Annotated in this window: 17 protein-coding genes and 1 pseudogene; 4 read left to right on the top strand and 14 right to left on the bottom strand. The window is 73.9% G+C overall.

The features are described from left to right. Positions 1–5: 5 nt before the first annotated feature. Positions 6–2,819 carry a serine/threonine-protein kinase gene (locus tag IO40_RS0101950; RefSeq protein ID WP_051719233.1) on the bottom strand — a complete coding sequence of 938 codons (2,814 nt, stop codon included), beginning with the start codon at positions 2,817–2,819 and terminating at the stop codon, positions 6–8. Positions 2,820–2,990: 171 nt separating this feature from the next. On the opposite strand from IO40_RS0101950, the gene IO40_RS33015 reads away from it, so the two are divergent. Genes IO40_RS33015 through IO40_RS0101965 form a run of 3 tightly spaced genes read left to right on the top strand, consistent with a single transcriptional unit; the run spans position 2,991 to position 5,568 of the window. After that, positions 2,991–3,536 carry a MarR family winged helix-turn-helix transcriptional regulator gene (locus IO40_RS33015; RefSeq protein ID WP_016470641.1) on the top strand — a complete coding sequence of 182 codons (546 nt, stop codon included), beginning with the start codon at positions 2,991–2,993 and terminating at the stop codon, positions 3,534–3,536. Continuing rightward, a complete protein-coding gene (locus IO40_RS0101960; RefSeq protein ID WP_078659691.1) occupies positions 3,533–4,975 on the top strand; it encodes an MFS transporter in 1,443 nt (480 codons plus the stop codon). The genes IO40_RS33015 and IO40_RS0101960 overlap by 4 nt, the downstream gene beginning before the upstream one ends. A 29-nt stretch (positions 4,976–5,004) precedes the next feature. Beyond that, on the top strand, positions 5,005–5,568 hold the full coding sequence (locus IO40_RS0101965) for an isochorismatase family protein (protein WP_016470639.1): 564 nt from the start codon (positions 5,005–5,007) through the stop codon (positions 5,566–5,568). A gap of 51 nt (positions 5,569–5,619) precedes the next feature. Here IO40_RS0101965 and IO40_RS0101970 read toward each other — a convergent pair whose 3' ends face one another. The 9 genes and pseudogenes from IO40_RS0101970 to IO40_RS0102010 form a co-directional block, all read right to left on the bottom strand. Further along, a complete protein-coding gene (locus IO40_RS0101970; RefSeq protein WP_051719232.1) occupies positions 5,620–7,761 on the bottom strand; it encodes a xanthine dehydrogenase family protein molybdopterin-binding subunit in 2,142 nt (713 codons plus the stop codon). Continuing rightward, positions 7,761–8,774: an FAD binding domain-containing protein gene (locus IO40_RS0101975; RefSeq protein WP_030405844.1), complete on the bottom strand. Its 1,014-nt coding sequence runs from the start codon at positions 8,772–8,774 to the stop codon at positions 7,761–7,763. Before IO40_RS0101975 ends, IO40_RS0101970 begins: the two co-directional genes overlap by 1 nt. Then, positions 8,771–9,318: pseudogene (locus tag IO40_RS33020) on the bottom strand ((2Fe-2S)-binding protein). The gene IO40_RS0101975 and the pseudogene IO40_RS33020 overlap by 4 nt, the downstream one beginning before the upstream one ends. A gap of 72 nt (positions 9,319–9,390) precedes the next feature. Next, positions 9,391–11,157, bottom strand: a complete 1,767-nt coding sequence (gene ggt / locus IO40_RS0101985) for a gamma-glutamyltransferase (RefSeq protein ID WP_106963826.1) — start codon at positions 11,155–11,157, stop codon at positions 9,391–9,393. A gap of 422 nt (positions 11,158–11,579) precedes the next feature. After that, positions 11,580–12,479 (bottom strand): amino acid ABC transporter permease, encoded by a 900-nt coding sequence (locus IO40_RS0101990; protein ID WP_391614723.1) that lies wholly within the window; start codon positions 12,477–12,479, stop codon positions 11,580–11,582. Positions 12,480–12,538: 59 nt separating this feature from the next. Then, complete coding sequence (locus tag IO40_RS0101995; RefSeq protein ID WP_016470632.1) at positions 12,539–13,183, bottom strand: amino acid ABC transporter permease; 645 nt, start codon at positions 13,181–13,183, stop codon at positions 12,539–12,541. Positions 13,184–13,250: 67 nt separating this feature from the next. After that, positions 13,251–14,183, bottom strand: a complete 933-nt coding sequence (locus IO40_RS0102000) for a glutamate ABC transporter substrate-binding protein (RefSeq protein WP_031174754.1) — start codon at positions 14,181–14,183, stop codon at positions 13,251–13,253. A 13-nt stretch (positions 14,184–14,196) separates the two neighbouring features. Next, positions 14,197–14,934 (bottom strand): amino acid ABC transporter ATP-binding protein, encoded by a 738-nt coding sequence (locus IO40_RS0102005; RefSeq protein WP_016470630.1) that lies wholly within the window; start codon positions 14,932–14,934, stop codon positions 14,197–14,199. A 115-nt stretch (positions 14,935–15,049) separates the two neighbouring features. After that, entirely contained in the window at positions 15,050–15,490 is a 441-nt protein-coding gene (locus IO40_RS0102010) for a DUF6278 family protein (RefSeq protein ID WP_030405841.1), read from the bottom strand. Between the two features lie 176 nt (positions 15,491–15,666). Here IO40_RS0102010 and IO40_RS0102015 point away from each other — a divergent pair, with 176 nt between their 5' ends. After that, on the top strand, positions 15,667–17,487 hold the full coding sequence (locus IO40_RS0102015; protein ID WP_031174755.1) for an SGNH/GDSL hydrolase family protein: 1,821 nt from the start codon (positions 15,667–15,669) through the stop codon (positions 17,485–17,487). A gap of 85 nt (positions 17,488–17,572) precedes the next feature. On the opposite strand, the gene IO40_RS0102020 is transcribed toward IO40_RS0102015, so the two are convergent. The 4 genes from IO40_RS0102020 to IO40_RS0102035 all read right to left on the bottom strand — a co-directional run bounded on the left by IO40_RS0102020 (position 17,573) and on the right by IO40_RS0102035 (position 21,121). Then, positions 17,573–18,352, bottom strand: a complete 780-nt coding sequence (locus IO40_RS0102020) for an exodeoxyribonuclease III (protein WP_016470627.1) — start codon at positions 18,350–18,352, stop codon at positions 17,573–17,575. A gap of 48 nt (positions 18,353–18,400) precedes the next feature. Further along, the gene (locus IO40_RS0102025; RefSeq protein ID WP_016470626.1) at positions 18,401–19,087 is read right to left on the bottom strand and encodes an MBL fold metallo-hydrolase; all 687 of its coding nucleotides are present in this window, start codon (positions 19,085–19,087) and stop codon (positions 18,401–18,403) included. Beyond that, positions 19,077–20,375, bottom strand: a complete 1,299-nt coding sequence (gene pcaDC, locus IO40_RS0102030) for a bifunctional 3-oxoadipate enol-lactonase/4-carboxymuconolactone decarboxylase PcaDC (RefSeq protein WP_016470625.1) — start codon at positions 20,373–20,375, stop codon at positions 19,077–19,079. Before pcaDC ends, IO40_RS0102025 begins: the two co-directional genes overlap by 11 nt. 176 nt (positions 20,376–20,551) lie before the next feature. After that, positions 20,552–21,121 (bottom strand): hypothetical protein, encoded by a 570-nt coding sequence (locus tag IO40_RS0102035; RefSeq protein WP_016470624.1) that lies wholly within the window; start codon positions 21,119–21,121, stop codon positions 20,552–20,554. Positions 21,122–21,127 lie beyond the last annotated feature (6 nt).

Consider the following 21,127-nt stretch of genomic DNA (forward strand, 5'->3'; position numbering starts at 1 on the left):
GCGGCTCAGGGCCGGCGGAAGACGAGCGGGGGCGCATCGGCGGGCGTGGCCGGCGACATCCGCAGCTCGTCGTCACCGACTGCGGTGAGGGTCACGGAAATCCCCTTGGTGGAGCAGCCGGCGCGGGTACCGCCCCGGGTCACCACGTCCGGGCCGTAGGAGAGCGTGTTCCCGTCCGCTGCGGCCAGTTCGCTCTCCCACTCGCAGTCGCCGCTCGGCCCTCTGCCCGACACCACCAGCCTGGCCGAACCGACCCGGCCCCGCTCCACGGAAAGGGTGCGCTCCCGCCCGTCCGCGGCAACGCCCTTCCACTCACCGGCCAGCCTCGCCGGCACGGGCCGGGCCGGATCGCCCACCCTGTGCAGCTTCGCCGAGAGGGAACCGGCCGGATAGGTCCACGACAGACTGCCGTCACCGCGCAGCACAAGCCGCTGCTCCCTGTACGGGGAGCAGGGTTTGTGCATCGGGTGGCTCTGGGTGATGGTGCTGGTGATGCGCAGTCCGGCGGCGCCGCCGTCGAACGCCACCAAAGTGGCCCTCCCCTCGCACATCATGCCCGCGCGGAGGTTCACCGTCTTGGCGATCACCTCGCCCTTCCGTCCCTGCCGGATCTCGAAACGGCGCGTGATGGTCGAGCCGTCCGCGTCCTGGACACTGCCCTGCCAGGCCCCCAGATAGCCCCTCGGCAGGGCGCCGCCCGGGGCCGGGCTGCTGATGTCCCGCTCGGAGGGCTCGGGCACCGCGGCCCCGCCGCTTGCCCCCTCCCCCTGCTCTCCCCGGCCGGGCGAACGCCCCGCCTCCGAGCCCGGCTTCCCGCCGCCGCCGTCCTGGTCGTAGACCTGCAACGCCACGAAGGTGCCGGCCCCGGCGGCCACCGCCAGCACCACGCCGAGCGCCCCGAGCAGCACCGCGCGCCCCCGCCGGCGCCCCTGCGCGGGCGGCTCCCCCGGCGCCGGGAAGTGCGCCTGGGGGCCGCCGGGCCCGCCCGGCACCGCCCACTGCCCCGACGGTGGGGTGTGCTGCACCGGCCCGGTGACGGTGAGCATGCCGTGCACATCCGTACCGTGCGGACCGCCGAGGCCGCCCGGCGGAGGCGGCGGCGTGCCCCCGCCCGGCGAACCGCCCGGCGCGGCGGCGCCATCCGCGCTCGCGGCGCCGGGCGCCCCGACGCCGGCGGGGCCGGCCCCAGACGCCGGGGAGGGCGCCGTCCCGGAACCGGACGCCGGGGCCGTGCTTGGTGGGGCGGCCGACGCCGAGTCGTCGGCCGATGCGGACTTCGCGGCCGACGCGGACTTCGCGGCCGGTCCGGACGTCGTTGCCGACTCGGACGCCGCGGCCGGCGTGGCGGACGTGGCCGGCTTGGAGGTCGTGGCTGACGTGCCTGACGTGGCTGCGGTGGGCGACGTGGCTGATGTGGGCGACGTGGGTGCGGTGGGTGTCGTGGTCGCCGTGACGACTGCCGTCTTCGAGCCGGTGTCGGTCACCGGTTGGACGGCGGTCACCGGTTCGGAGGCGTCCGTGGTTCCGCCCGCGTCCGTGGCTCCGGCCTCCGTCGTTCCGACCGCGTCCGTGGGTCCGGCGTCCGCCGGTCCAGCGGCGTTTGTCGTCGAGTCGGCGGTGTCCGCCGGGTCCGTGCCGCTGTCCGGTGCGGCGCCGCGCCCGGCCTGCCCGGTACCGGTCTCTTCCGCCGCGTCCTCCGTGGCCGCCCCGTCCGCCGTCCCCTCGCCCCTCCCGGAATCCGTCCCGGCGCTCGTCGCGGGCTCTTCCGGGGTGCGCCCTCCGGCTGCCGGGGCGTCCGCGTCCGGTGCGGGGCCGGCCGCGACGCGGGTGGGCGGCGGTACGGCGGGGGCCTCGGCGGCGCGGTCGGCGGCGGCCTGGGCGCCGGGGACCTCCATGTCCAGCAGTTGTGCGGCGTGTCTGCCCAGTTGGGCCACCAGGGCTGCGGGCAGCCAGGGTTCGGCGGCGTCCGCAGCGGCGGGGCCGGGGCCCGGCGCGTCCTGCGGGTCGGCGGTCCGCTCCAGCAGGCTGCCGATGTCCGGGCGCCGGGCGGGGTCCTTGGCGAGGCAGTCGGCGACCAGTTCGCGCAGGGCGTCGGGCACGCCCTCCAGGCGGGGCTCCTCCTGGGTGATGCGGTACATCTGCACGTGCCCGGCGACGCCGTCGCCGCCGAAGGGGGTGCGCCCCGTCGCGGCGAAGGCGAGGACGGAGCCGAGCGAGAAGATGTCGCTCGCCCCGGTCAGCCGCTCGCCGCGCACCTGCTCGGGCGACATGAACCCGGGCGAGCCGACGACGGCGCCGGTGCGGGTGAGTTCGGCGTCCGCCGCGACGGTCTCCAGCGCGCGGGCGATGCCGAAGTCGATGACGCGCGGCCCGTCGATGGTGACCAGGATGTTGGAGGGTTTGACGTCGCGGTGGACGATGCCCGCGGCGTGGACGGCGCGCAGGGCCAGCCCGAGCCGGTTGGCGAGGATGCGCAGGGTGCGCCCGGGCAGCGGTGCGCTGCGTCCGGCGACGGCTTCCTGGAGGGTGATGCCGGGGATGTAGCCGGTGGCGACCCACGGCTGTTCGGCCCCGGTGTCGGCGTCCAGCACGGGCGCGGTCCACTCGCCGCCGACCCGGCGTGCCGCGCCGACCTCCTGTTCGAAGCGGTGCCGGAACTCGGCGTGTGCGGCCAGTTCGCGCCGCACCAGTTTGACGGCGACGGTGCGTCCGCGCGGGGACTGGGCGAGGTAGACGCTGCCCATGCCGCCCTCGCCCAGCCGCGCCAGAAGCCGGTAGTCACCGATGCGTTCAGGATCCTCCGCGCGCAGGGACCGCATGCCCTCTCCCCCGGGTCCGTGGCCAGTAGCTCAGCCGCTGTCAGCAGATGAAGAGCGATGGTACGGCCTGCGACGAGGGGGCAACCACGCGCCGGTCGGCCGTCTCGGCGGACCCGCCGGGATCGACAGGCAAACTTGCAAGTCTGTCTGTCGAACTCGTACTGTCGGTGTATGCCCCGTGAGAACCCGGCCACCAGGAAGCCCGCCCCCCGGGAGCCCACCGGGGCCCCGGTGGGCGGGACCGGCGGGGAGACGGCGGAACTCGCGGCACAGACCGCCGCCGCCGTGGCCGCGCTCGGCAGACGCCTGCGTGCCGCGTCCCCCGCCGGGGCGCTCACCCCCACCCAGCGTTCGGTGCTCGCCCGAATCCTGCGCACCGGCCCCACCACCATCGCCGCCCTGGCCCGCGCCGAACTGGTGCGGCCCCAGTCGATGCGGGTGACGGTGGGTGCACTGGAGGAGCGCGGGGTGCTCACCCGCAGCCCGCACCCGACCGACGGCCGGCAGGTCGTCTTCGCCCTCACCGAGGAGGGCCACCAAACGCTCAGGGCCGTGCAGCGCGCCAAGCACGACTGGCTCACCGAGGCCCTGGCCACCCGCCTCGACGCCGCCGAGCAGCGCACCCTCGCCGAGGCCGTCGTACTGCTCCGGCGCCTGGTTTCGGAGCAGCACGACGGCCCGGAACCGGACGGCAGTGCCCCGCGGGACGCCGGGTGAACCGGCGGGCGGACCGGAGCGGCCGGCTGTCCCTCGCCCGGGAAGAGGTACGGCCGCGGCCGGAGCCCGGCCCTCTCCCCGGACCGGCCCGCGGCTTCGGCGCCCGGCTGATGACGCCGCTGCTGCTGGGCTCCCTCCTCAATCCGGTCAACTCGACGATGATCGCCACCGCGCTGGTGGCGATCGGCCGGGGCTTCGGCGTCGGCGCGGCCGACACCGCCTGGCTGGTGGCCTCCCTGTACCTGGCCAGCGCCGTGGCGCAGCCGGCCATGGGCAGGCTGGCCGATCTGCTCGGCCCGCGCCGGGTGTTCCTCGCCGGGCTGCTGATCGTCGCGACGGCCGGTGCGGTGGGGGCGGCGGCGCCCGCCTTCGGCTGGCTGATCGCCTCCCGGGCGCTGCTGGGCGTGGGCACCTCGGCCGCCTATCCGTGCGCGATGGCGCTGCTACGCGCCGAGGCGGCCCGGCTGGGCACCCAGGTGCCGCGGCCGGTGCTGGCGCGGCTGTCGCTGGCGGCACTGGGCAGCGCCGCCGCCGGCCCGGTGCTGGGCGGTCTGCTGGCCGCGACCGCCGGCTGGCGGGCGATCTTCGCGGTGAACGTTCCGGTGTCGCTCGTCGGGCTGGTGCTGGCGCTGCTGTGGCTGCCCCGGGACACGCCCCGCGCGGCGCGGCCGGCCGGCGGGCGGGGCCCGTCCGTCGACGGCCTCGGCATCGCGCTGTTCGCCGGGACGCTGACGACGGTGATGCTCTTCCTGATGGAACTCACCGCCCCGCGCTGGCCGTTGCTGGCCCCGTTCGCGGTGCTGGCGTGCGCCTTCGTGTGGTGGGAGCTGCGGTGCCGGGCACCGTTCCTGGACCTGCGGGTGCTGGCCCGGCACCGGCCGCTGGTGCTCACCTATCTGCGGCACGGGCTGACCTATCTGGTCGTCTACTGCGTCATGTACGGCTACGCGCAGTGGCTGGAGGAGTCGCGCGGACTGTCCTCGTTCCACGCCGGGCTGCTGATGCTGCCCATGTCCCTGGCCGCCGCGGTCTGTTCGCTGCTGGGTGCCCGGACGAAGGGCATCCGCGGGCCCCTCACGCTGGCCGCCGTGCTGCTGCTCGCCGGGGCGGGGGCGCTGGCCCTCGCGCACGGTGACACGCCCGTGGCGGCGCTGCTGTCGGCCTCCGTCCTTTTCGGGCTGCCGCAGGGTCTGGCCGGCACCGGCAACCAGGCGGCTGTCGCCCGTCAGGCCCCCGCCGACGGGATCGGCGCGGCGGCCGGGCTCCAGCGCACCTCCCAGTACCTGGGTGCCATCACCGCCTCCGGTCTGATCGCCCTGTTCTACGGGCAGCGGGCCGGCGACGCGGGACTGCACTCGATAGCCGTGACGGCGGCGGGGCTCGGCCTCGTTCTGCTCGTGCTGACCGTCACCGACCGCGCGCTGCGCGGCCGTTCGTAGGATCCTCCCCCTCTCCAGGAGCACCACCCATGCCTCTCACCACGCTGGACGCGCAGACGGCGCTCGTCCTCATCGACCTCCAGAAGGGCATCGTCGGGCTGCCGACCGCGCCCTACCCTGCCCAGGACGTCGTGGCGCGTGCCGCGCGGCTGGCCGCGGAGTTCCGGCGGCGCCGGCTGCCCGTCGTCCTCGTCAACGTCGCGGGCAACGCGCCGGGACGCACGGCGGCATCTTTGGGCGGGGGCGGCGAGCGCCCGGCCGACCACGCCGAGCTGTGCCCCGAACTCGGCCCGCAGGACGGCGACATCCGCGTCACCAAGCAGAACTGGGGCGCCTTCTACGGCACCGCCCTCGATCTGGAACTGCGGCGGCGCGGGGTCACCCAGATCGTGCTGGGCGGTATCGCCACCCGCTTCGGTGTCGAGTCCACCGCCCGCTCCGCGCACGAGCACGGCTACCACGTGACGATCGCCGAGGACCTGTGCACCGACATGGACGCGGACGGTCACCGCGCCAGTGTCGAGGGCGTCTTCCCGCTGCTGGGCGAGACCGGCACGACCGAGGAGGTGCTGGCGGCCCTGCCGGCTGTCTGACGGCGGGCCCGGCCAGGTGGCCGCCCCGGGGGCGGGGCGGCCACGGGCCCGTCAGTGCGCGGCCGGGGCCAGGCCGGGCAGCAGATCGGGCACCCCGATCGGCAGGTCGCGGACCCGGACGCCGGTGGCGTGGAAGACCGCGTTGGCGACGGCGGCCGAGACGCCGACGGCGCCCAGTTCGCCTATGCCCTTCGACCCCAGCGCGCTGGCGTGGTGGTCGACCTCGTCGACGAAGGAGACGTCGATGTCGGGCACGTCGGCATTGACGGGCACGGCGTACCCGGCCAGGTTCTTGCTGCGGAACCGCCCGTGCCGCGCGTCGAACCGCGAGTCCTCCAGCAGCGCCTGGCCGAGCCCCCAGATGATCCCGCCCGTCATCTGGCCGCGGGCGGTCAGCGGGTTGATGATGCGGCCCGCCGAGTAGACGCCCGTCACCCGGCGCACCCGTACGGTGCCCAGCAGCGCGTCCACCCGCACCTCGGCGAAGACCGCGCCGTAGGTGTGGATGGCCACCTCGGGGTGCCGGCCCAGCCCGTCCGAGCCCTCCTGCGGCGCCCACGAGCCGGTCGCCTCCGCCTCGGCGGCGCCCGCCGCCAGCCGGTCGCGGACCTCGGTGGCCGCCGCGTGGACGGCGGAGCCGACGCTGCCGGTGGCGCTGGAACCGGCCGTCATCGCGGCGGCCGGCAGCCGGGTGTCGCCGATGCGGACCTCCACCGTCGCGGGCGGTACGCCCAGCACCTCGGAGACGATCGTGGCGATCACCCCCGGCTGGCCGGTGCCGATCTCCTGGGTACCGGTCTCCACGACGGTGCGGCCGTCGGCGGTGTGGCGGACCCGGGCGGTGGAGGCGGAACGGTAGGTGTCCATCGTGGCCGCCGCCATGCCCCAGCCGACCAGTTCGTCGCCGTCGCGCATGCTGCCGGTGCGCGGGTCGCGCTCGCGCCAGCCGAAGAGTTCGGCGCCGCGCAGCAGACAGGCCCGCTGCTCCCGGGAGGAGAAGGGGCGGCCGGTGAGCGGTTCGCGGTCCGGCTCGTTGCGCAGCCGCAGCTCCACCGGGTCGATACCGGCCTCGTGCGCCAGCTCGTCCAGCGCCGACTCCAGCGCGAACATGCCCGGCCCCTCGTGCGGGGCGCGCATCGGGGTGGGGTGGGCCCGGTCGGTGTGCCGGATGCGGCGGCGCAGCCTGAGGGCGGGCGTGGCGTACATCCAGCCGCTGGCGGCGGTGGCGTCCTCGCCGTACTCGTCGTCGCGCGAGGCGGCGTTGACGCTGTGGTGCTCGACGGCGGTGAGCCGGCCCTCGGCGTCCGCGCCCAGTGTCACGGTCTGCCGTGTGGTCGGCTGGTGCCCGCAGGAGGTGAACATCTGGGCGCGGGTGAGCGGCAGCCGCACCCCGCGCCCGACGACGCGGGCCGCCGCCGCGGTCAGGTACTGGTGCGGCCACACATAGCCCTTGCAGCCGAACCCGCCGCCGATGTACGGGCACACGACGCGGATCTGCCCGGCGTCGATGCCGAGCACCTCGGCCAGTGCCGTCCTGGCGAGGGATATGCCCTGCACCGAGTCGTACAGCGTCAGCGTGTCGCCGTCCCACCGGGCGTGGGTGACGGAGGGCTCGATGGGGCTGTGGTGCCGGTCGGCCGTGGTGTAGGTGCGGGTGACGCGGTGGCGGGCGGCGGCCAGGCCCGCCTCCACCTCGCCCCGCTCCTCGTCCGTGGGCGACATGCTCGGCGCGCTCTCGACGGCGTCCTCGGCGTCGTCGAAGCCGGTGGCCGCCCGGAGCCCCTCGTAGGAGACGCGCACGAGCGAGGCCGCGTACCGGGCCTGTTCGACGCTCTCGGCGAGTACGAGCGCCACCGGCTGCCCCTCGTAGCGGACGCGTTCGTCCTGGAGGGGCATGACGGTGGTGCCCAGCAGCGGCGAGGGGTGGAGCCGGGGCATGTCGGCTGCGGTCAGCACGGCCACCACACCGTCCGCGGCGCGGGCCTCGTCGGCGTGCACGACGGCACGGTCGGCGCGCGGTACGGTCGCGCACACCAGCGTGCCCACGGCGGAGCCTTCCAGCGGCAGGTCCCCGGTGTAGCGCGCGGCCCCGGTCAGCTTGGCGAGCCCGTCCGGACGGCGCAGTCCCGCGTCCGGGCCGGGCGGCGCGGGGCGCGCGGCGGTGCTGGACGGGGCGACGGTCGGTGCGCTCATCAGCGGTCCCCTTCCCGGACGGCGGCGGCGTCGCGCAGCGCGCGCACGGTGGCGCGCCGGGCGAGGTCCGCCTTGAACCCTTCGCCGGCCGGTGGCCGGGCTTCCTCGAACAGCGGCCCGACGGCCGCGTGCAGCGCGGCCGTGTCGGCCGGCCGCAGCCCCTTCACCAGCGGGGTGATCCCGTCCAGCACCCAGGGCTTGTGGGCGACGCCGCCGAGCGCGACCCGGGCCGCGCGCAGGGTGCCGTCGTCGGCGAGGTCCACCAGTGCGGCGGCGGAGACCAGGGCGAACTCGTAGGAGGCGCGCTCCCGCACCTTCACGTACGCGGACGGCCATGCGGTGCCGGGCACCTCGACGGCGGTGATCAGTTCGTCGTCGCGGAGCACGGTGTGCCGCTGGACGGGCGCTTCCTGCGGCGTCAGGTGGAAGGCGTCGGCCGGCACCCGCCGTTCGGTGCCGCCCGGCCCGCACACCACCACGGTGGCGTCCAGCGCGGCCAGGGCAACCGCCATGTCGGACGGGTGGGTGGCCACGCACTCCTCGGTCCAGCCGAAGAGGGCGGCGGTGTCCTCCGCGCCGGCGGCGAGGGCCGCGCAGCCCGACCCGGGGGTGCGCTTGTTGCACGGCAGCGCACCGGTCTCCGCGCGGAAGTAGGGGCAGCGGGTGCGCTGCTGGAGGTTGCCCCCGAGCGTGGCCATGTTCCGCAGCTGCGGCGAGGCCGCCAGCAGCAGCGACCGGGCGAGGGCCGGGAAGCGGCGCACCACATCGGGGTGCCGGGCCACGTCGGCCATCTTCTGCAACGCCCCGATGCGCAGCCCGCCGTCGGCCGTCTCCTCGATGTCGTACAGCGGCAGGCCGCCTATGTCGATGAGGTGGTCGGGGGCCTCGATGCCTTCCTTGAGCCAGTTGAGCAGCTCGGTGCCGCCGGCCAGCAGCGCGACGCCCGGCCGCTCGGCGAGGGCGGCCAGCACGCTGCCGGTGTCGGCGGCACGCGTGTAGGTGAACTCCTTCATGCCCGCTCCCCCTTGCTGCCGGCCCGCTCGGCGTCCCGGCGCCGTACGTCGGGTGCCGCCTGGGCGACGGCCGCGGTGATCTGGGAGTAGGCGGCGCAGCGGCACAGGTTGCCGCTCATCCACTCGCGGATCTCAGCGGCGGAGCCAGCGTGCCCCTCGCGGACGCAGGCGATGGCGGACATCAGCTGTCCGGGGGTGCAGAAGCCGCACTGGAAGGCGTCGTTGGCGTGGAACGCCTCCTGCATGGGGTGCGGGGTGCCGTCCGGTGCGGCCAGTCCCTCGACGGTGGTGACCTCACCGCCGTGCGCGGAGGCCGCCAGTGTCAGACAGGAGAGGACGCGGCGCCCGTCCAGGTGCACGGTGCAGGCGCCGCACTCCCCCTGTCACATCCCTTCTTCGCCCCGGTCAGCCCGAGGCGTTCCCTCAGTACGTCCAGGAGGGTGGCCCGCACGTCGCAGGCCGGCACCTCCCTCTTCTCCCCGTTGACAGTCAGCAGCAGGTGGTTTCCGGTGCGTTGTTCAGCGCTGTAGTCCACGACGGACATTGGTACAGCCTGGAGCGCACTCGAAGGCAAGAGGCCGTACGGAAGGTCAACTTCCTTTGCTGGAGTGTCAATTCATCGTTCGTGCGGTGTGCGGGCCGGACGGACGACCATCGCGGAGCCGCCGCCCCGCCGTTCGGTCTCGGCCGCCGCGCGCCAGCGCCCGTCCGGCAGCCGCTGCACCCCGGTGGCCGCGCCGATCTCCTTCGTCTCCTTGAAGGCGTGTCCCAGCTTCTCCAGCCGCTGCCGCACGGGGCTGTTCAGCAGTCCCGGCTCGGCCTCGGTCTGTGCGGCGTTGCGCTGGCTGGCGCGGGGCGCGGCGATCGCGTCCACCAGCGGCATGCCCCGGTCGAGGTGGTTGGTGAGGGTCTGGAGGACGGTGGTGATGATGGTCGCGCCGCCGGGTGAACCGAGGGCCAGCACCGGCTTGCCGTGCTTGAGCACGATGGTCGGCGACATGGAGGAGCGGGGCCGCTTGCCGGGGCCGGGCAGGTTCGGGTCGTGGACACCGGGGCTGACCGGGGTGAAGGAGAAGTCCGTCAGCTCGTTGTTGAGCAGGAAACCGCGGCCCGGCACGGTGATGCCGCTGCCGCCGGTCTGCTCGATGGTCAGCGTGTAGGCGGCGACGTTGCCCCACTTGTCGGCGACGGTCAGGTGGGTGGTGTTCTCACCCTCGTAGGTGGTGGGCGCCGCCTGGTCCGCGTCACCCCGCTCGCACGCGGCCGGGTTTCGCGGATCGCCCGGCGGAACCGGGCTGGTGAGGGCCTTCTTGTCGTCGATCAGGCACTCCCGCGCGTCAGCGAACCGCTGCGAGGTCAGGCCCTTGGTGGGCACGTCCTCCTGCGTCGGGTCGCCCACCCAGCGGCCCCGGTCGGCGAACGCGATCCGGCTGGCCTCCAGATAGCGGTGCAGGTACTCCTTCTCGCTCAGCTTGCCCAGATCGCTGCGCTCCAGGATGTTGAGCGCCTCGGCGACGCTGGTGCCGCCGGAGGAGGACGGCGCCATGCCGTAGACGTCCAGCCCCCGGTAGCCGGTACGGGTCGGCTGCTGGGAGCGGGTCGTGTAGGCGGCCAGGTCCTTGTCCGTCAGATCACCGGGCCGCACCCGGCGCCCGGAGTCCGGGGCCACCGGCGGCTTGCGCACGGTGCGGACGATGTCGCGGCCCAGCTCGCCGCGGTAGACGGCCTTGGTGCCCTTGCGGGCCAGCAGGTCGTAGGTGCGGGCCAGGTCCGGGTTCTTGAGGGTGGAGCCCACCTTCGGCAACTCGCCGCCGGGCAGGAACAGCCGCGCCGTCGCGGGGAAGTCGCGGAACCGCTCCTCGTTCTCGGCGGTCTGCTGACGGAACGTCCTGTCGACGGTGAAGCCCTGCCGGGCGAGTTTCGTGGCGGGCCTGAGCACCTGGGCCAGCGACTTGGTGCCGTGGTCGCGCAGCGCCTTCTCCCAGGTCGCCGGGGTGCCGGGGGTGCCGACGCTCAGCCCGCTGGTGACGGCCTGGTCGAACGGGATGGCCTTGCCGTCCTCGGTGAACAGGTCCTTGCCGGCGCTCAGCGGCGCCTTCTCCCGGCCGTCGATCGTGCTCACCTTGCGGGTGGCCGCGTCGTAGTACACGAAGTACCCGCCGCCGCCCACCCCCGCCGAGTACGGTTCGGTCACCCCGAGCGCCGCCGCCGTGGCCACCGCCGCGTCGGCCGCGGTACCGCCGCGCTTGAGGACCTCGATGCCCGCCGCCGACGCGTCGGCATCGACGCTGGAGACGGCGCCCCCGTACCCGGTGGCCACCGGCGACTTCGCGGGCTGCCCGCCCGCCTCGCGGGACGCCGCCCCGGCCGGTGCGGCACCCATCAGGCCGGCCACCACGGCGCCGGTCGCGAACAGGGCGAGGACGCGCCGCTGCCGCACCGCCACGCGGGGACGGCGCGCCACGGACGCCGGGGACGGGACGGACCACGGGGCCGCTTTCCCGGCCGTGGCGAGCTGCTCCCTTCCGGCGGCGGGCCGTGGCGCGGTACGGCGCCACCGTGCCCGCCCCACAGCGGCGGACGAGCGGCGCTCACCGCCGTCGGCACCGGGCGAAGAGGACGTCATACAGGGGCCTCCTTCTGTGCGGACTCCGCGCGTCGTGCGCGTGATCCGCGCAGCCTAATGTGCTTGTCGCGAATGCGTCAGCACCCCCGTCCGCCGCCCGGTCACGTACCGGGCACGGGCCGGCGGCGGACGGGCACGGGCCGGCCCTCGACGGCCCCGCGCCGCAGCAGGCCCGTCCGTCAGGGGCGGGCGCCCGGCATGGTGGAGCCGGCCTGGGCGGGGGCGACGGCGACGGCCTCGTTCTTGAGGTTGCCCCTCTCCCGCCGGGCGACCCAGTTGGCGAACCAGGACAGCAGCATGCACAGACCGATGTAGATGGCGGAGACGACGATCACCACGGGGATGAACGGCATCGTGTAGTCCATGTTGATGGCGATGAGCCGGCCCGCGTGCAGGAACTCCTCGTAGGTGATGAGGAAGCCGAGGGAGGTGTCCTTGAGGGCGACCACGAGCTGGCTGATGATCGTCGGCATCATGGCCCGGACCGCCTGCGGCACCAGGACGTGCACCATCACCTGCGTCTTGCGCATGCCGAGCGCGTAGGCGGCCTCCCGCTGGCCCCGGTCCACGGACTGCACCCCGGAGCGGAACACCTCGGCGAGCACCGACCCGTTGTAGAGCGTCAGCCCCGTCACCAGCGCGGGCAGCGCCTGGACCCGCAGCGCGACGAAGACGAAGAAGATCATGACGAGGACGGGCATGGCCCGGAAGAACTCGACCAGCAGCGTGCTCACCCAGCGCACGGGCCGGTGGTCCGAGAGCCGGCCGGCCGCCAGCACGGCGCCGAGCGCCAGGGCGAGGACGGCGGCCATGGCGAACGCCTTGAGGGTGTTGCCCAGTCCGCCCAGCAGCAGTTCCTGCACGCCCTCGTAGGCGAACGGGCGCCATTTGACGTGGGCGAACTGGCCGGTGTCGGTGAGCAGGTAGAACACTCCGGCCAGCAGCACGGCGAGCGCGGCGGTGGTGAGGAGTCCGTAGACCAGGTGACGGGCGCGGGCGCGGGGGCCGGGGATGTCGTAGAGCGCGGACGCGGCCCCCGGCGCCGGCTGGCCGCCGCGACCGCGCAGCAGCGTGGCCAGCCCCGACGGCTTTCCCGAGGGCTTGGGTCCGGACGGCGGCGTGGCGGGACTGCGCGTGGTCACCTGGCCACCCCCCAGCGCCGCTCCATCAGGTGGAAGAGTCCGCTGATCGCCAGGGTGAGGATGAGGTAGCCCAGCGCGATCCACACGAAGCTCCACACGACGCTGTAGCCGTTCTCGCTGAGCGTCTTGTAGGTGCTCAGCAGCTCCACCACGCTGAACGAACCGGCGATGGCGGAGTTCTTGGCGAGCGCGATCAGGGTGGAGCCGATGGGCGCGATGACGGTGCGGAACGCCTGCGGCAGCACGATGGTGCCCAGCGTCTGGCCGAAGGTCATGCCCAGGCTGCGGGCCGCCTCGCCCTGGCCGAGCGGCACGGTGTTGATGCCGGAGCGCACCGCCTCGCAGATGAAGGCCGAGGTGTAGCAGCCCAGCGCCAGCACCGCGAACAGTTCGAACGGCAGTGCCACCCCGAACCGGGGCAGGCCCAGCAGCATGGCGAAGAACAGCAGCGTGAGCGGGGTGTTGCGGAGCACCGTCACCCAGGTGGTGCCCACGGCGCGCAGCGCGGCCACGGGCGCCACCCGGAAGCCCGCCATCACGACGCCGAGGGCCAGCGCCAGCAGCGAGGAGTAGACCGTCAGCCGTACGGTGCCCAAGAAGCCCTCGCCGTAGAGGGAGAAGTTGTTCGTCAGTACGTCCATTTCGAGCCGCTCGGCTCCTCTCGCCTGGTCGGGTTGGCGCTCGTCTCCTGCGGCGTCGCCCTGCGTCTCAGCCGGTCAGGGAGCGGTCCACGCGGGGCGGCCTGGGCGCCGGGGTGCCGGAGAGGCCGAGGGTGGCGTCGTAGGCGCGCTTCCAGTCGCCGCTGCGTTCCCGCCCGGTGAGCGCGTCGTCGAGGGCGCGGGCGAACGCACGGTCCGTGCGCGGGACCCCGATGCCGTACGGCTCCTTCGAGAACGCCCGGCCGACGACCTTGAGATGGGCGGGGTCCTTGGCCGCGTAGCCCAGCAGGATGGTGTCGTCCGTGGTGACCGCGTCGACCTGGTTGTTGAGCAGGTTGTCGACACAGATGGCATAGCTGTCGTAGGCGACGGGCCTGGCACGCGGGTAGTCGGACTGGATCCGCTGCAACGGGGTGGAGCCGACGGCCGAGCAGATCTTCTTGCCCGCCATGTCCTGCGGCCCCTTGAGGTGCTTCTCGTCGGTGCGGACCAGCAGCCGCTGCCCGGCGATGTAGTACGGCCCGGCGAAGCCGACGAGCTTCCTGCGGCCCCCGTTGATCGTGTAGGTGCCGACGTAGTAGTCGACCTGGCCGTTTTGCAGAGACGTCTCACGGTTGGCGGAGGCGATGGCCTTGTACTCGACCTGCCGGTGCGGATCGAAGCCGAGGGAGGCCGCCATCATCTTGGCGATCTCGATGTCGAAGCCCGTGTACGTGCCGGTGGCCGGGTTCTTCTCCCCCATGCCCGGCTGGTCCTCCTTGACGCCGATGACCAGGTGTCCGCGCTGCCGGGCGGCCCGCCAGGTGGGCGAGGAGGGCAGGGAGAAGTCCCGGTCCACCGCGTAGTGCGGCAGCCGGGCCGGCTGCGGGCCGCGCGCGGGCGGGCTGCCCGGCGCCCCGCAGGCGGCGAGGGCGAGCAGCAGGACGAGGGCCGGACCGCGGGCCGGCCGGGCCCCGGTGCGTGATGCGGTGGGCGTGCGCACGAGGGACCGCCTCTCAGTGCTTGAGGATCTTGGAGAGGAAGTCCTTGGCGCGCTCGCTGCGGGGCGCCGTGAAGAACTCCTCGGGCGAGCGGTCCTCCACGATCCGGCCGTCCGCCATGAAGACCACGCGGTTGGCGGCCGAGCGGGCGAACCCCATCTCGTGGGTGACGACCACCATCGTCATACCGTCCCGGGCCAGCTGCTGCATGACCTCCAGCACCTCGCTGATCATCTCCGGGTCGAGCGCCGAGGTCGGCTCGTCGAACAGCAGCGCCTGCGGGTCCATCGCCAGCGCCCGGGCGATCGCCACCCGCTGCTGCTGGCCCCCCGACAGCTGCGCCGGATACTTGTGCGCCTGCTCCAGCAGCCCCACCCTCTCCAGCAGCTCACGGGCCCGCCGCTCGGCCTCGTCCTTCTTCTTGCGGCGCACCTTGACCGGCGCCAGCATCACGTTGGCCAGCACCGTCTTGTGGGCGAAGAGGTTGAACGACTGGAAGACCATGCCGACTTCGGTGCGCAGCCGGGCCAGTTCCCTGCCCTCCTCCGGGAGGGGGTGCCCCGCCAGGCTGATGGTGCCGGAGCCGATGGCCTCCAGCCGGTTGATGGTGCGGCACAGCGTGGACTTGCCGGAGCCGGACGGGCCGATCACGACCACGACCTCGCCGCGGCCCACCGTCAGGTCGATGTCCTTGAGCACGTGGAGCGGGCCGTAGTGCTTGTTGACTCCGCGCAGCTCGATCAGCGGTTCCATAGGAAAGGGAAACTATCGGGCTGAATGGGTCACTACCGGGATGACACGCAGCGAGCGCGGACAACGGCGGCCCGGCCGCTCCCCGCCCCGCGGCAAGGTCCGCGGGCCCCCGCCGTCAGGCCTCGCTGACCTCGGCGTACACCTGCGACAGCTCCGGCGAGCCGGTCTCCGCCCAGGCGCCGCCCTCCGCCAGCACGTCCACCTCACGGCCCGAGGGCAGCCGCACCACGGGCTGCCCGTCGGGCCAGCGCGCCCAGCGGGCACCCGGCACCGTGCGCACCATCACGGTGCCCAGGTAGAGCCCGGCGTCGGTCCCCAGCCAGGGGGTCACCTCCGGGTCCTCGCGCCAGTGCGGCAGCAACTGGTCGAGGGCGGCCAAGGATTCGACGGAGTCGTCGAGCCCGACCCCGGCGGCACGCGCGTGCTCGCGCAACAGTTCGCATTCGGAGAGGAGCTGCGCCGCGCTCTCCTGCTCACCCGGCAGCCCCTCGGCCGCCGCTGCCCCTTCGGCATCCAGGTGGGGCTTGCGCCAGTTGTCCAGAAAGGGGAAGTGCATGCGCATCAGCGTGGCATTCTCACGGCCCCGGGCACCATAGGCGCGCGGCACAAGAACACCACCCGGACGGCACATCCGACATCTTGACGCCGCGTCAGGGCCTCCCTAGCTTCACCCCGCCCCGGTTGGATACGGGGTGCGCACCACGCCGTCGGAGTCCCACGAGAGGGCATCACGTGCACAGACGTACCCGGACCCGCTCCCTCACCGTCCTGACGACCGTCACCCTGGCCACGGCACCCGCGCTGACCGCCACCGCGACCGCGCGGCAACCCGCACCGCCCCCACGCCCCCTCCCCCTGGAGAGGCTCTACGACAACCGCGCCGTCAGCGACGACGGCGACCCCGGCGCCGCCGACTTCGACGGAGCCGGCCGCTCCCTGTCCGCGCAGGACCTGAAGGCCGCCGGCTGGGAGCCCGGCGCCCGCCTGGATCTGGACGCCGCCCGGCTGCGCCGGCCCGACCGGGCCCCCGGCCGCCCCGACAACGTCCGCGCCGACGGCCAGCAGGTGAAGCTCACCGGCCGCGGCAACGCCCTCTCCTTCCTCGCCGCCGCCACCTCCCCGCACGGCCCCGGCGACACCGCGGCCGGCCGGGTGACCCTCCACTACCGCGACGGCTCCCGCGCCGGCCACACCCTCACCGTCGGCGACTGGCGCGGCGGCCCGCTGGCCACCAAGGCCGTCGCCCTCCCGCACCTCAACAGCCGCGAGGGCGGACAGGCACAGGAGAAGACCCGGCTGTACGCGGTGACCGTCCCCCTCGACCCCGGCCGCACTCTCTCCTCCGTCACCCTCCCCGAGGACCCCGGCCCCGACAGCGACCTGCACATCTTCGACGTCGCCGTACGCCCCGCCGCCGACGGCTGGACGGGCAGCTGGGCCGCCTCCACCGGCGGCTACACCAAGGTGGGGCCCTGGCGGGACCGCACGCTGCGGCTGGTGGTCCACGCCTCAGCCGGCGGCCCGGCGGCCCGCATCCGGCTGGAGAACACCTTCGCCGCCCAACCCGTGCGCATCGGACACGCCTCCCTCGCCGTCCGGCGCGACGGTGCCACCGCCGACCGCCGCCCCGTGCCGCTCACCTTCGACGGAGGGCGCCCGGGCACCCGCATCCCCGCCGGGGCCCGCGCCGTCAGCGACCCCGTCGGCTTCGACGTACCCGCCGGCGCCGACCTGCTGATCAGCATCCACCTGCCCGGCCCCGTCAGCGCCGCCCCCGTGCACAGCGAAGCCGCCCAGCGCTCCTACCTGAGCGCGGACGGCAGCGGCGACCGCACCCGGGACGCGGCCGGTGACGCCTTCACCGGCTCCCTCACCACTTGGCCGTTCCTCACCGGTGTCGACGTCAGGGGCGGGCCCGGCTCCGTCGTCGCCCTCGGCGACTCCATCACCGACGGCGTCCGCTCCACCCCCGGCGCCAACCGGCGCTGGCCGGACGTGCTGGCCGGGCGGCTGCGGGAGCAGCACGACGTGCCCCGGCTCGGCGTGCTCAACCACGGCATCTCCGCCAACCGCATCGTCACCGACCGCTACCCCGGCGACGGCGTCAGCACCGACACCGCCGGCGTCAGCGCCCAGCACCGGCTGGAGCGGGACGTCCTGGCCCAGACCGGGGCCCGGACCGTCGTCCTGTTCGAAGGCATCAACGATGTGCGGTGGGGAGCGTCCGCGGAGGCCGTCATCGCCGGGATGAAAGCCATCGCCTCCCGTGCGCGGGAGCGGGGCCTGCGGGTGGTCGGAGCGACGATCACCCCCTGCGAGGGGTACAAGGACTGCACGGCGGACGTCGACGCGCGGCGGGAGGCCGTCAACGCCTTCGTCCGGCAGAACGGCGGGGTGTTCGACGCGGTGATCGACTTCGATGCCGTCGTACGGGATCCCGCGAGGCCCTCGCGGATGCTGGCGGCGTACGACTCGGGGGATCACCTCCACCCCGGTGACGAGGGCCTCGAAGCCATGGGCAACGCCGTCGATCTCCCCCTCCTGACGGGGTGATGCCGGCCCCCTTCACCGGGGCAGCGGCCCCGGCACCTGCGCGCAGGTGCCGGGGGCCGCTGCCCTCGCAGGATGCGGGAGGGCCTCAGAGGGTGAGGTCGACCACGACGGGGGCGTGATCGGAGGCGCCCTTGCCCTTGCGCGCCTCGCGGTCGACGTACGCGTCGCCGACGGCGTTGCGGAACGCCTCGTTCCCGTAGACGAGGTCGATCCGCATCCCCCGGTTCTTGGGGAAGCACAGCTGGCGGTAGTCCCAGTACGTGAAGGGGATGTCGTACTTCAAGGGCCGCGGGTACACGTCCGAGATCCCCGCGGCCTCCAGCGCGGCCAGCGCCTCCCGCTCCCGGGAGGTCACATGCGTGGCCCCGGCGAACTCGTCGATGTCGTGCACATCGGCATCCGTCGGCGCGATGTTGAAGTCCCCCAGGACGGCGAACGGCGTCGCCGCGGACGCGAACTTCTCCGCGCTGTCGCGCAGCGCGGCCAGCCACTGGAGCTTGTACTCGTAGTGGGGGTGACCGACCTCACGCCCGTTGGGCACGTACACGGACCACACCCGCACTCCCCCGCAGGTGGCCGCCGCGGCGCGGGCCTCCACGGCGCCCTCCCACTCGGGCGCCCCGGGCAGGCTGAGAGCGGGGTCCTCGATGCCGACGCGGGAGAGGACGGCGACCCCGTTCCAGCGGCCCTGCGCGCTGACGACCGATTCGTAGCCCAGGGCGCGCAGTTCCTGCTGCGGAAAGGCGTCGTCGGACACCTTCAGCTCCTGGAGGCACAGCACGTCGGGCTGTGCGGTCTCCAGCCACTGGGTGAGGCGCGGCAGGCGGGCTGTTATCGAGTTGACGTTCCAGGTGGCGATACGCATGCAGACTCCGTCGGGGACTTCGGGGGTCGTCCCCCCGGAGAATGCAGGCTACCGCGCCAGCCTGACACGCTCCCCGGGCTTGAGGTGTCCGTGTTCCGCGCCACCCGTTCCGGGACCGCCCTCGCCCAGCATCCGGCCGAAGAGGCCGAGGCCGTTGTCGTTGAGCAGCCCGTCGTGGACGTCCCAGACCTGCTCGGGGTCGACGGCGCGGACGTAGTCGAGGACCTCGGAGAACTTGTTCCAGGGGGCGTGCACGGGCAGCAGCAGGGTGTGCACGGGGCGCTCGGGCACGGTGAGCGCGTCGCCGGGGTGGAAGACCAGGCCGTCGACGACGAAGCCGATGTTGGTGATGCGCGGGATGTCGGGGTGGATGACGGCGTGCAGTTCGCCGTGCACCTCGACCCGGAAGCCGGCGGCCTCGAAGGTGTCACCGTTGCCGACGGTGTGGACGCGGCCGGGGAAGGCCCCGGAGATCTTCTCGGCGACGCTGCGCAGCGTCCAGATCTGCGCCTCGGGGTTGGCTTCCATGGCGGCGCGCAGCCGCAGCTCGTCGAAGTGGTCGGGGTGCTCGTGGGTGACCAGCAGCGCGTCCGCGCCGAGTGCGGCTTCCTGCTCGCTGAAGCCGCCCGGGTCGATGACGAGGGTGCGGCCGTCCTTCTCCAGCCGGACGCAGGCGTGCCCCTTCTTGGTGAGGTCGATCGGGGCGGTCCCGGCGGCGTTCGCGTCAGTTCCCATGGGGCTCATTCTCCCTCGCGGGCTGCCGGTGGTCCTCCAAGGTGGTCTCCTCGCGGATGACGCGTTGCGCGACGGCGAAGGCGGCGTTGGCGGCGGGCACCCCGCAGTAGACCGCGGTCTGGAGCAGCACTTCCTTGATCTCGTCGGGGGTGAGCCCGTTGCGCAGCGCGGCCCGGGTGTGGGTGCCCAGCTCGTCGTGGTGGCCGCGGGCCACGAGCGCGGTGAGGGTGATCACCGAGCGGGTGCGCCGGTCGATGCCGGTGCGGGTCCACACCTCGCCCCACGCGTACCGGGTGATGAAGTGCTGGAACTCCTCGGTGAAGGCGTCCGAGCCGGCCAGGGAGCGGTCGACGTGGGCGTCGCCGAGGACCTCGCGGCGGACTTTCATGCCGGTGTCGTAGGCGTCGGTGCGCAGTGCGACACGCTGGGGGGATTCCAGTTCGGCCACGGCCGAGACCTGGGGCGGGACGTGGGTGATGACGGGGGCCGGGGCCGGCGGTCCGGCGGCGGATTCCTGCCAGGTGGTGGTGAAGTGCCTGATGAGCAGGTCGGTGACGGCGCCGGGCTGCTCGACGGGGGTCAGATGGGAGGCGCCGGGGACGATGGCCAGCCGGGCGTCGTGGATGCCGGCGACCAGGGCCCGGGCCTCGGCGGGCGGGGTGACCTGGTCCTCGGCGCCGGCGACGACCAGCGTGCCCACTCCTATCCGGCCCAGGGCCTCCTTCGCGTCGAAGGAGGCGAGCGCTTCGCAGGCGGCGATGTAGCAGCCGGGGTCGGTGGTGCGGACCATCTGGATGGCCCATTCGACGATGGCGGGCTGCGCGGCGGCGAAGGCGGGGGTGAACCAGTGCTCGGGGGTGGTGCGGGCGATCGGGTCGAGGCCGTTGGTGCGGATGACCACGCCGCGCTGCCGCCAGCTGTCGGGGGTGGCGAACCGCGGCGAGGAGGAGATCAGCGCGAGCGAGGTGACGCGCTGGGGGGCGCGCAGCGCGAGCTGGATGCCGATGGCGCCGCCCAGGGCGCAGCCGGCGTAGCCGAAGCGTTCGACGCCGAGCCGGTCGAGGGTGGCCAGCAGCCGTTCGGCGAAGGCGTCGGTGGAGTCGGCGGAGTAGGCGGGTGAGCCGCCGTGGCCGGGCAGGTCGAAGCGGAGCACCCGCCAGTGCCGGGTGAGCTCGGGGATCTGCCGGTCCCACATGTGCCACGTGGTGCCGAGGGCGGGGCCGAGGACGAGTACCGGCGCGTCTTCGGGGCCGTCGGTCCGGTGCTGGAGCGTCTGGGCGGGGGTCACCGTGCTTCACCTCGACGAGCGGACGTGCGGGACTGGGTTCGGGTCAGGCGGCCGTTACTCACGCGTTCACGCTACCGAGCCCGGCGCCGGGGCGCCTGCCCGGGGGCGCCCCGGAGAGGGGCCGGCGGGCCCGTCCGCGGGCAGTGGTGAAGGCCGCGTGGGCGCGCTGTGGAGGCTCAGAAGGCGGTGGTGGAGACGACGTAGACCCGGGGGCGTTTCTTGTACGTCATGTCCACGGTGATGGTCACGTCCGGTTTGCTCTTCGGCTGCTTGTAGACCGTGCTCCAGTAGTGGCTCTCGGGTTTCTCGAACCGCCAGCCGACCTCGGTGGCCATCCGGTCGCTGATGGCGACGTGGCCGGGCCGCAGCTTCGTGTAGTCGGTGCCCACGTCGTCCAGGAACTCCCGCAGCCGCTGGTCGCTGGTGCGGAACTGCACCCACATCGTGCTCTTCTTCCACGAGTTCGTCTCGTAGAAGCCCACCCGGGTCGCGGTGAGCGGCACCGGCACGTCGTAGATGCGCTGGCTCACTTTGGGGGGGTGGTTGTAGACGAGGTTGGTCGCCGCCGCGGCGCGCTCCTTGTCCTTGCCGCTGGCGCGGCTCTGGAACGCGGACTGGACCAGATAACCGGCCGGCAGCGCGATCAGCAGCACGACGATCAGCAGCACGACGAGACGGTGCCGCGGCCGGTGGGGCGGGCGGTCGTACTGCGGGCGGGGGCGGGAGCTGTCATCCGTGTGCGGCATGGCGCT

It is taken from the genome of Streptomyces albus subsp. albus (genome assembly GCF_000725885.1).
GTDB lineage: Bacteria > Actinomycetota > Actinomycetes > Streptomycetales > Streptomycetaceae > Streptomyces > Streptomyces albus.

Excerpts from the sequence above, each read along its gene's own strand:
- ggt (WP_106963826.1), bottom strand. The coding sequence starts at position 11,157 with ATGGGTGCCGCACCGGCCGGGGCGGCGTCCCGCGAGGCGGGCGGGCAG.
- IO40_RS0101965 (WP_016470639.1), top strand. The coding sequence starts at position 5,005 with ATGCCTCTCACCACGCTGGACGCGCAGACGGCGCTCGTCCTCATCGAC.
- IO40_RS0101950 (WP_051719233.1), bottom strand. The coding sequence starts at position 2,819 with ATGCGGTCCCTGCGCGCGGAGGATCCTGAACGCATCGGTGACTACCGG.
- IO40_RS0101970 (WP_051719232.1), bottom strand. The coding sequence starts at position 7,761 with ATGAGCGCACCGACCGTCGCCCCGTCCAGCACCGCCGCGCGCCCCGCG.
- IO40_RS0102035 (WP_016470624.1), bottom strand. The coding sequence starts at position 21,121 with ATGCCGCACACGGATGACAGCTCCCGCCCCCGCCCGCAGTACGACCGC.
- IO40_RS0101995 (WP_016470632.1), bottom strand. The coding sequence starts at position 13,183 with ATGGACGTACTGACGAACAACTTCTCCCTCTACGGCGAGGGCTTCTTG.
- IO40_RS33015 (WP_016470641.1), top strand. The coding sequence starts at position 2,991 with ATGCCCCGTGAGAACCCGGCCACCAGGAAGCCCGCCCCCCGGGAGCCC.
- IO40_RS0101975 (WP_030405844.1), bottom strand. The coding sequence starts at position 8,774 with ATGAAGGAGTTCACCTACACGCGTGCCGCCGACACCGGCAGCGTGCTG.
- IO40_RS0102020 (WP_016470627.1), bottom strand. The coding sequence starts at position 18,352 with ATGCGTATCGCCACCTGGAACGTCAACTCGATAACAGCCCGCCTGCCG.
- IO40_RS0102025 (WP_016470626.1), bottom strand. The coding sequence starts at position 19,087 with ATGGGAACTGACGCGAACGCCGCCGGGACCGCCCCGATCGACCTCACC.
- IO40_RS0102010 (WP_030405841.1), bottom strand. The coding sequence starts at position 15,490 with ATGCACTTCCCCTTTCTGGACAACTGGCGCAAGCCCCACCTGGATGCC.
- IO40_RS0102005 (WP_016470630.1), bottom strand. The coding sequence starts at position 14,934 with ATGGAACCGCTGATCGAGCTGCGCGGAGTCAACAAGCACTACGGCCCG.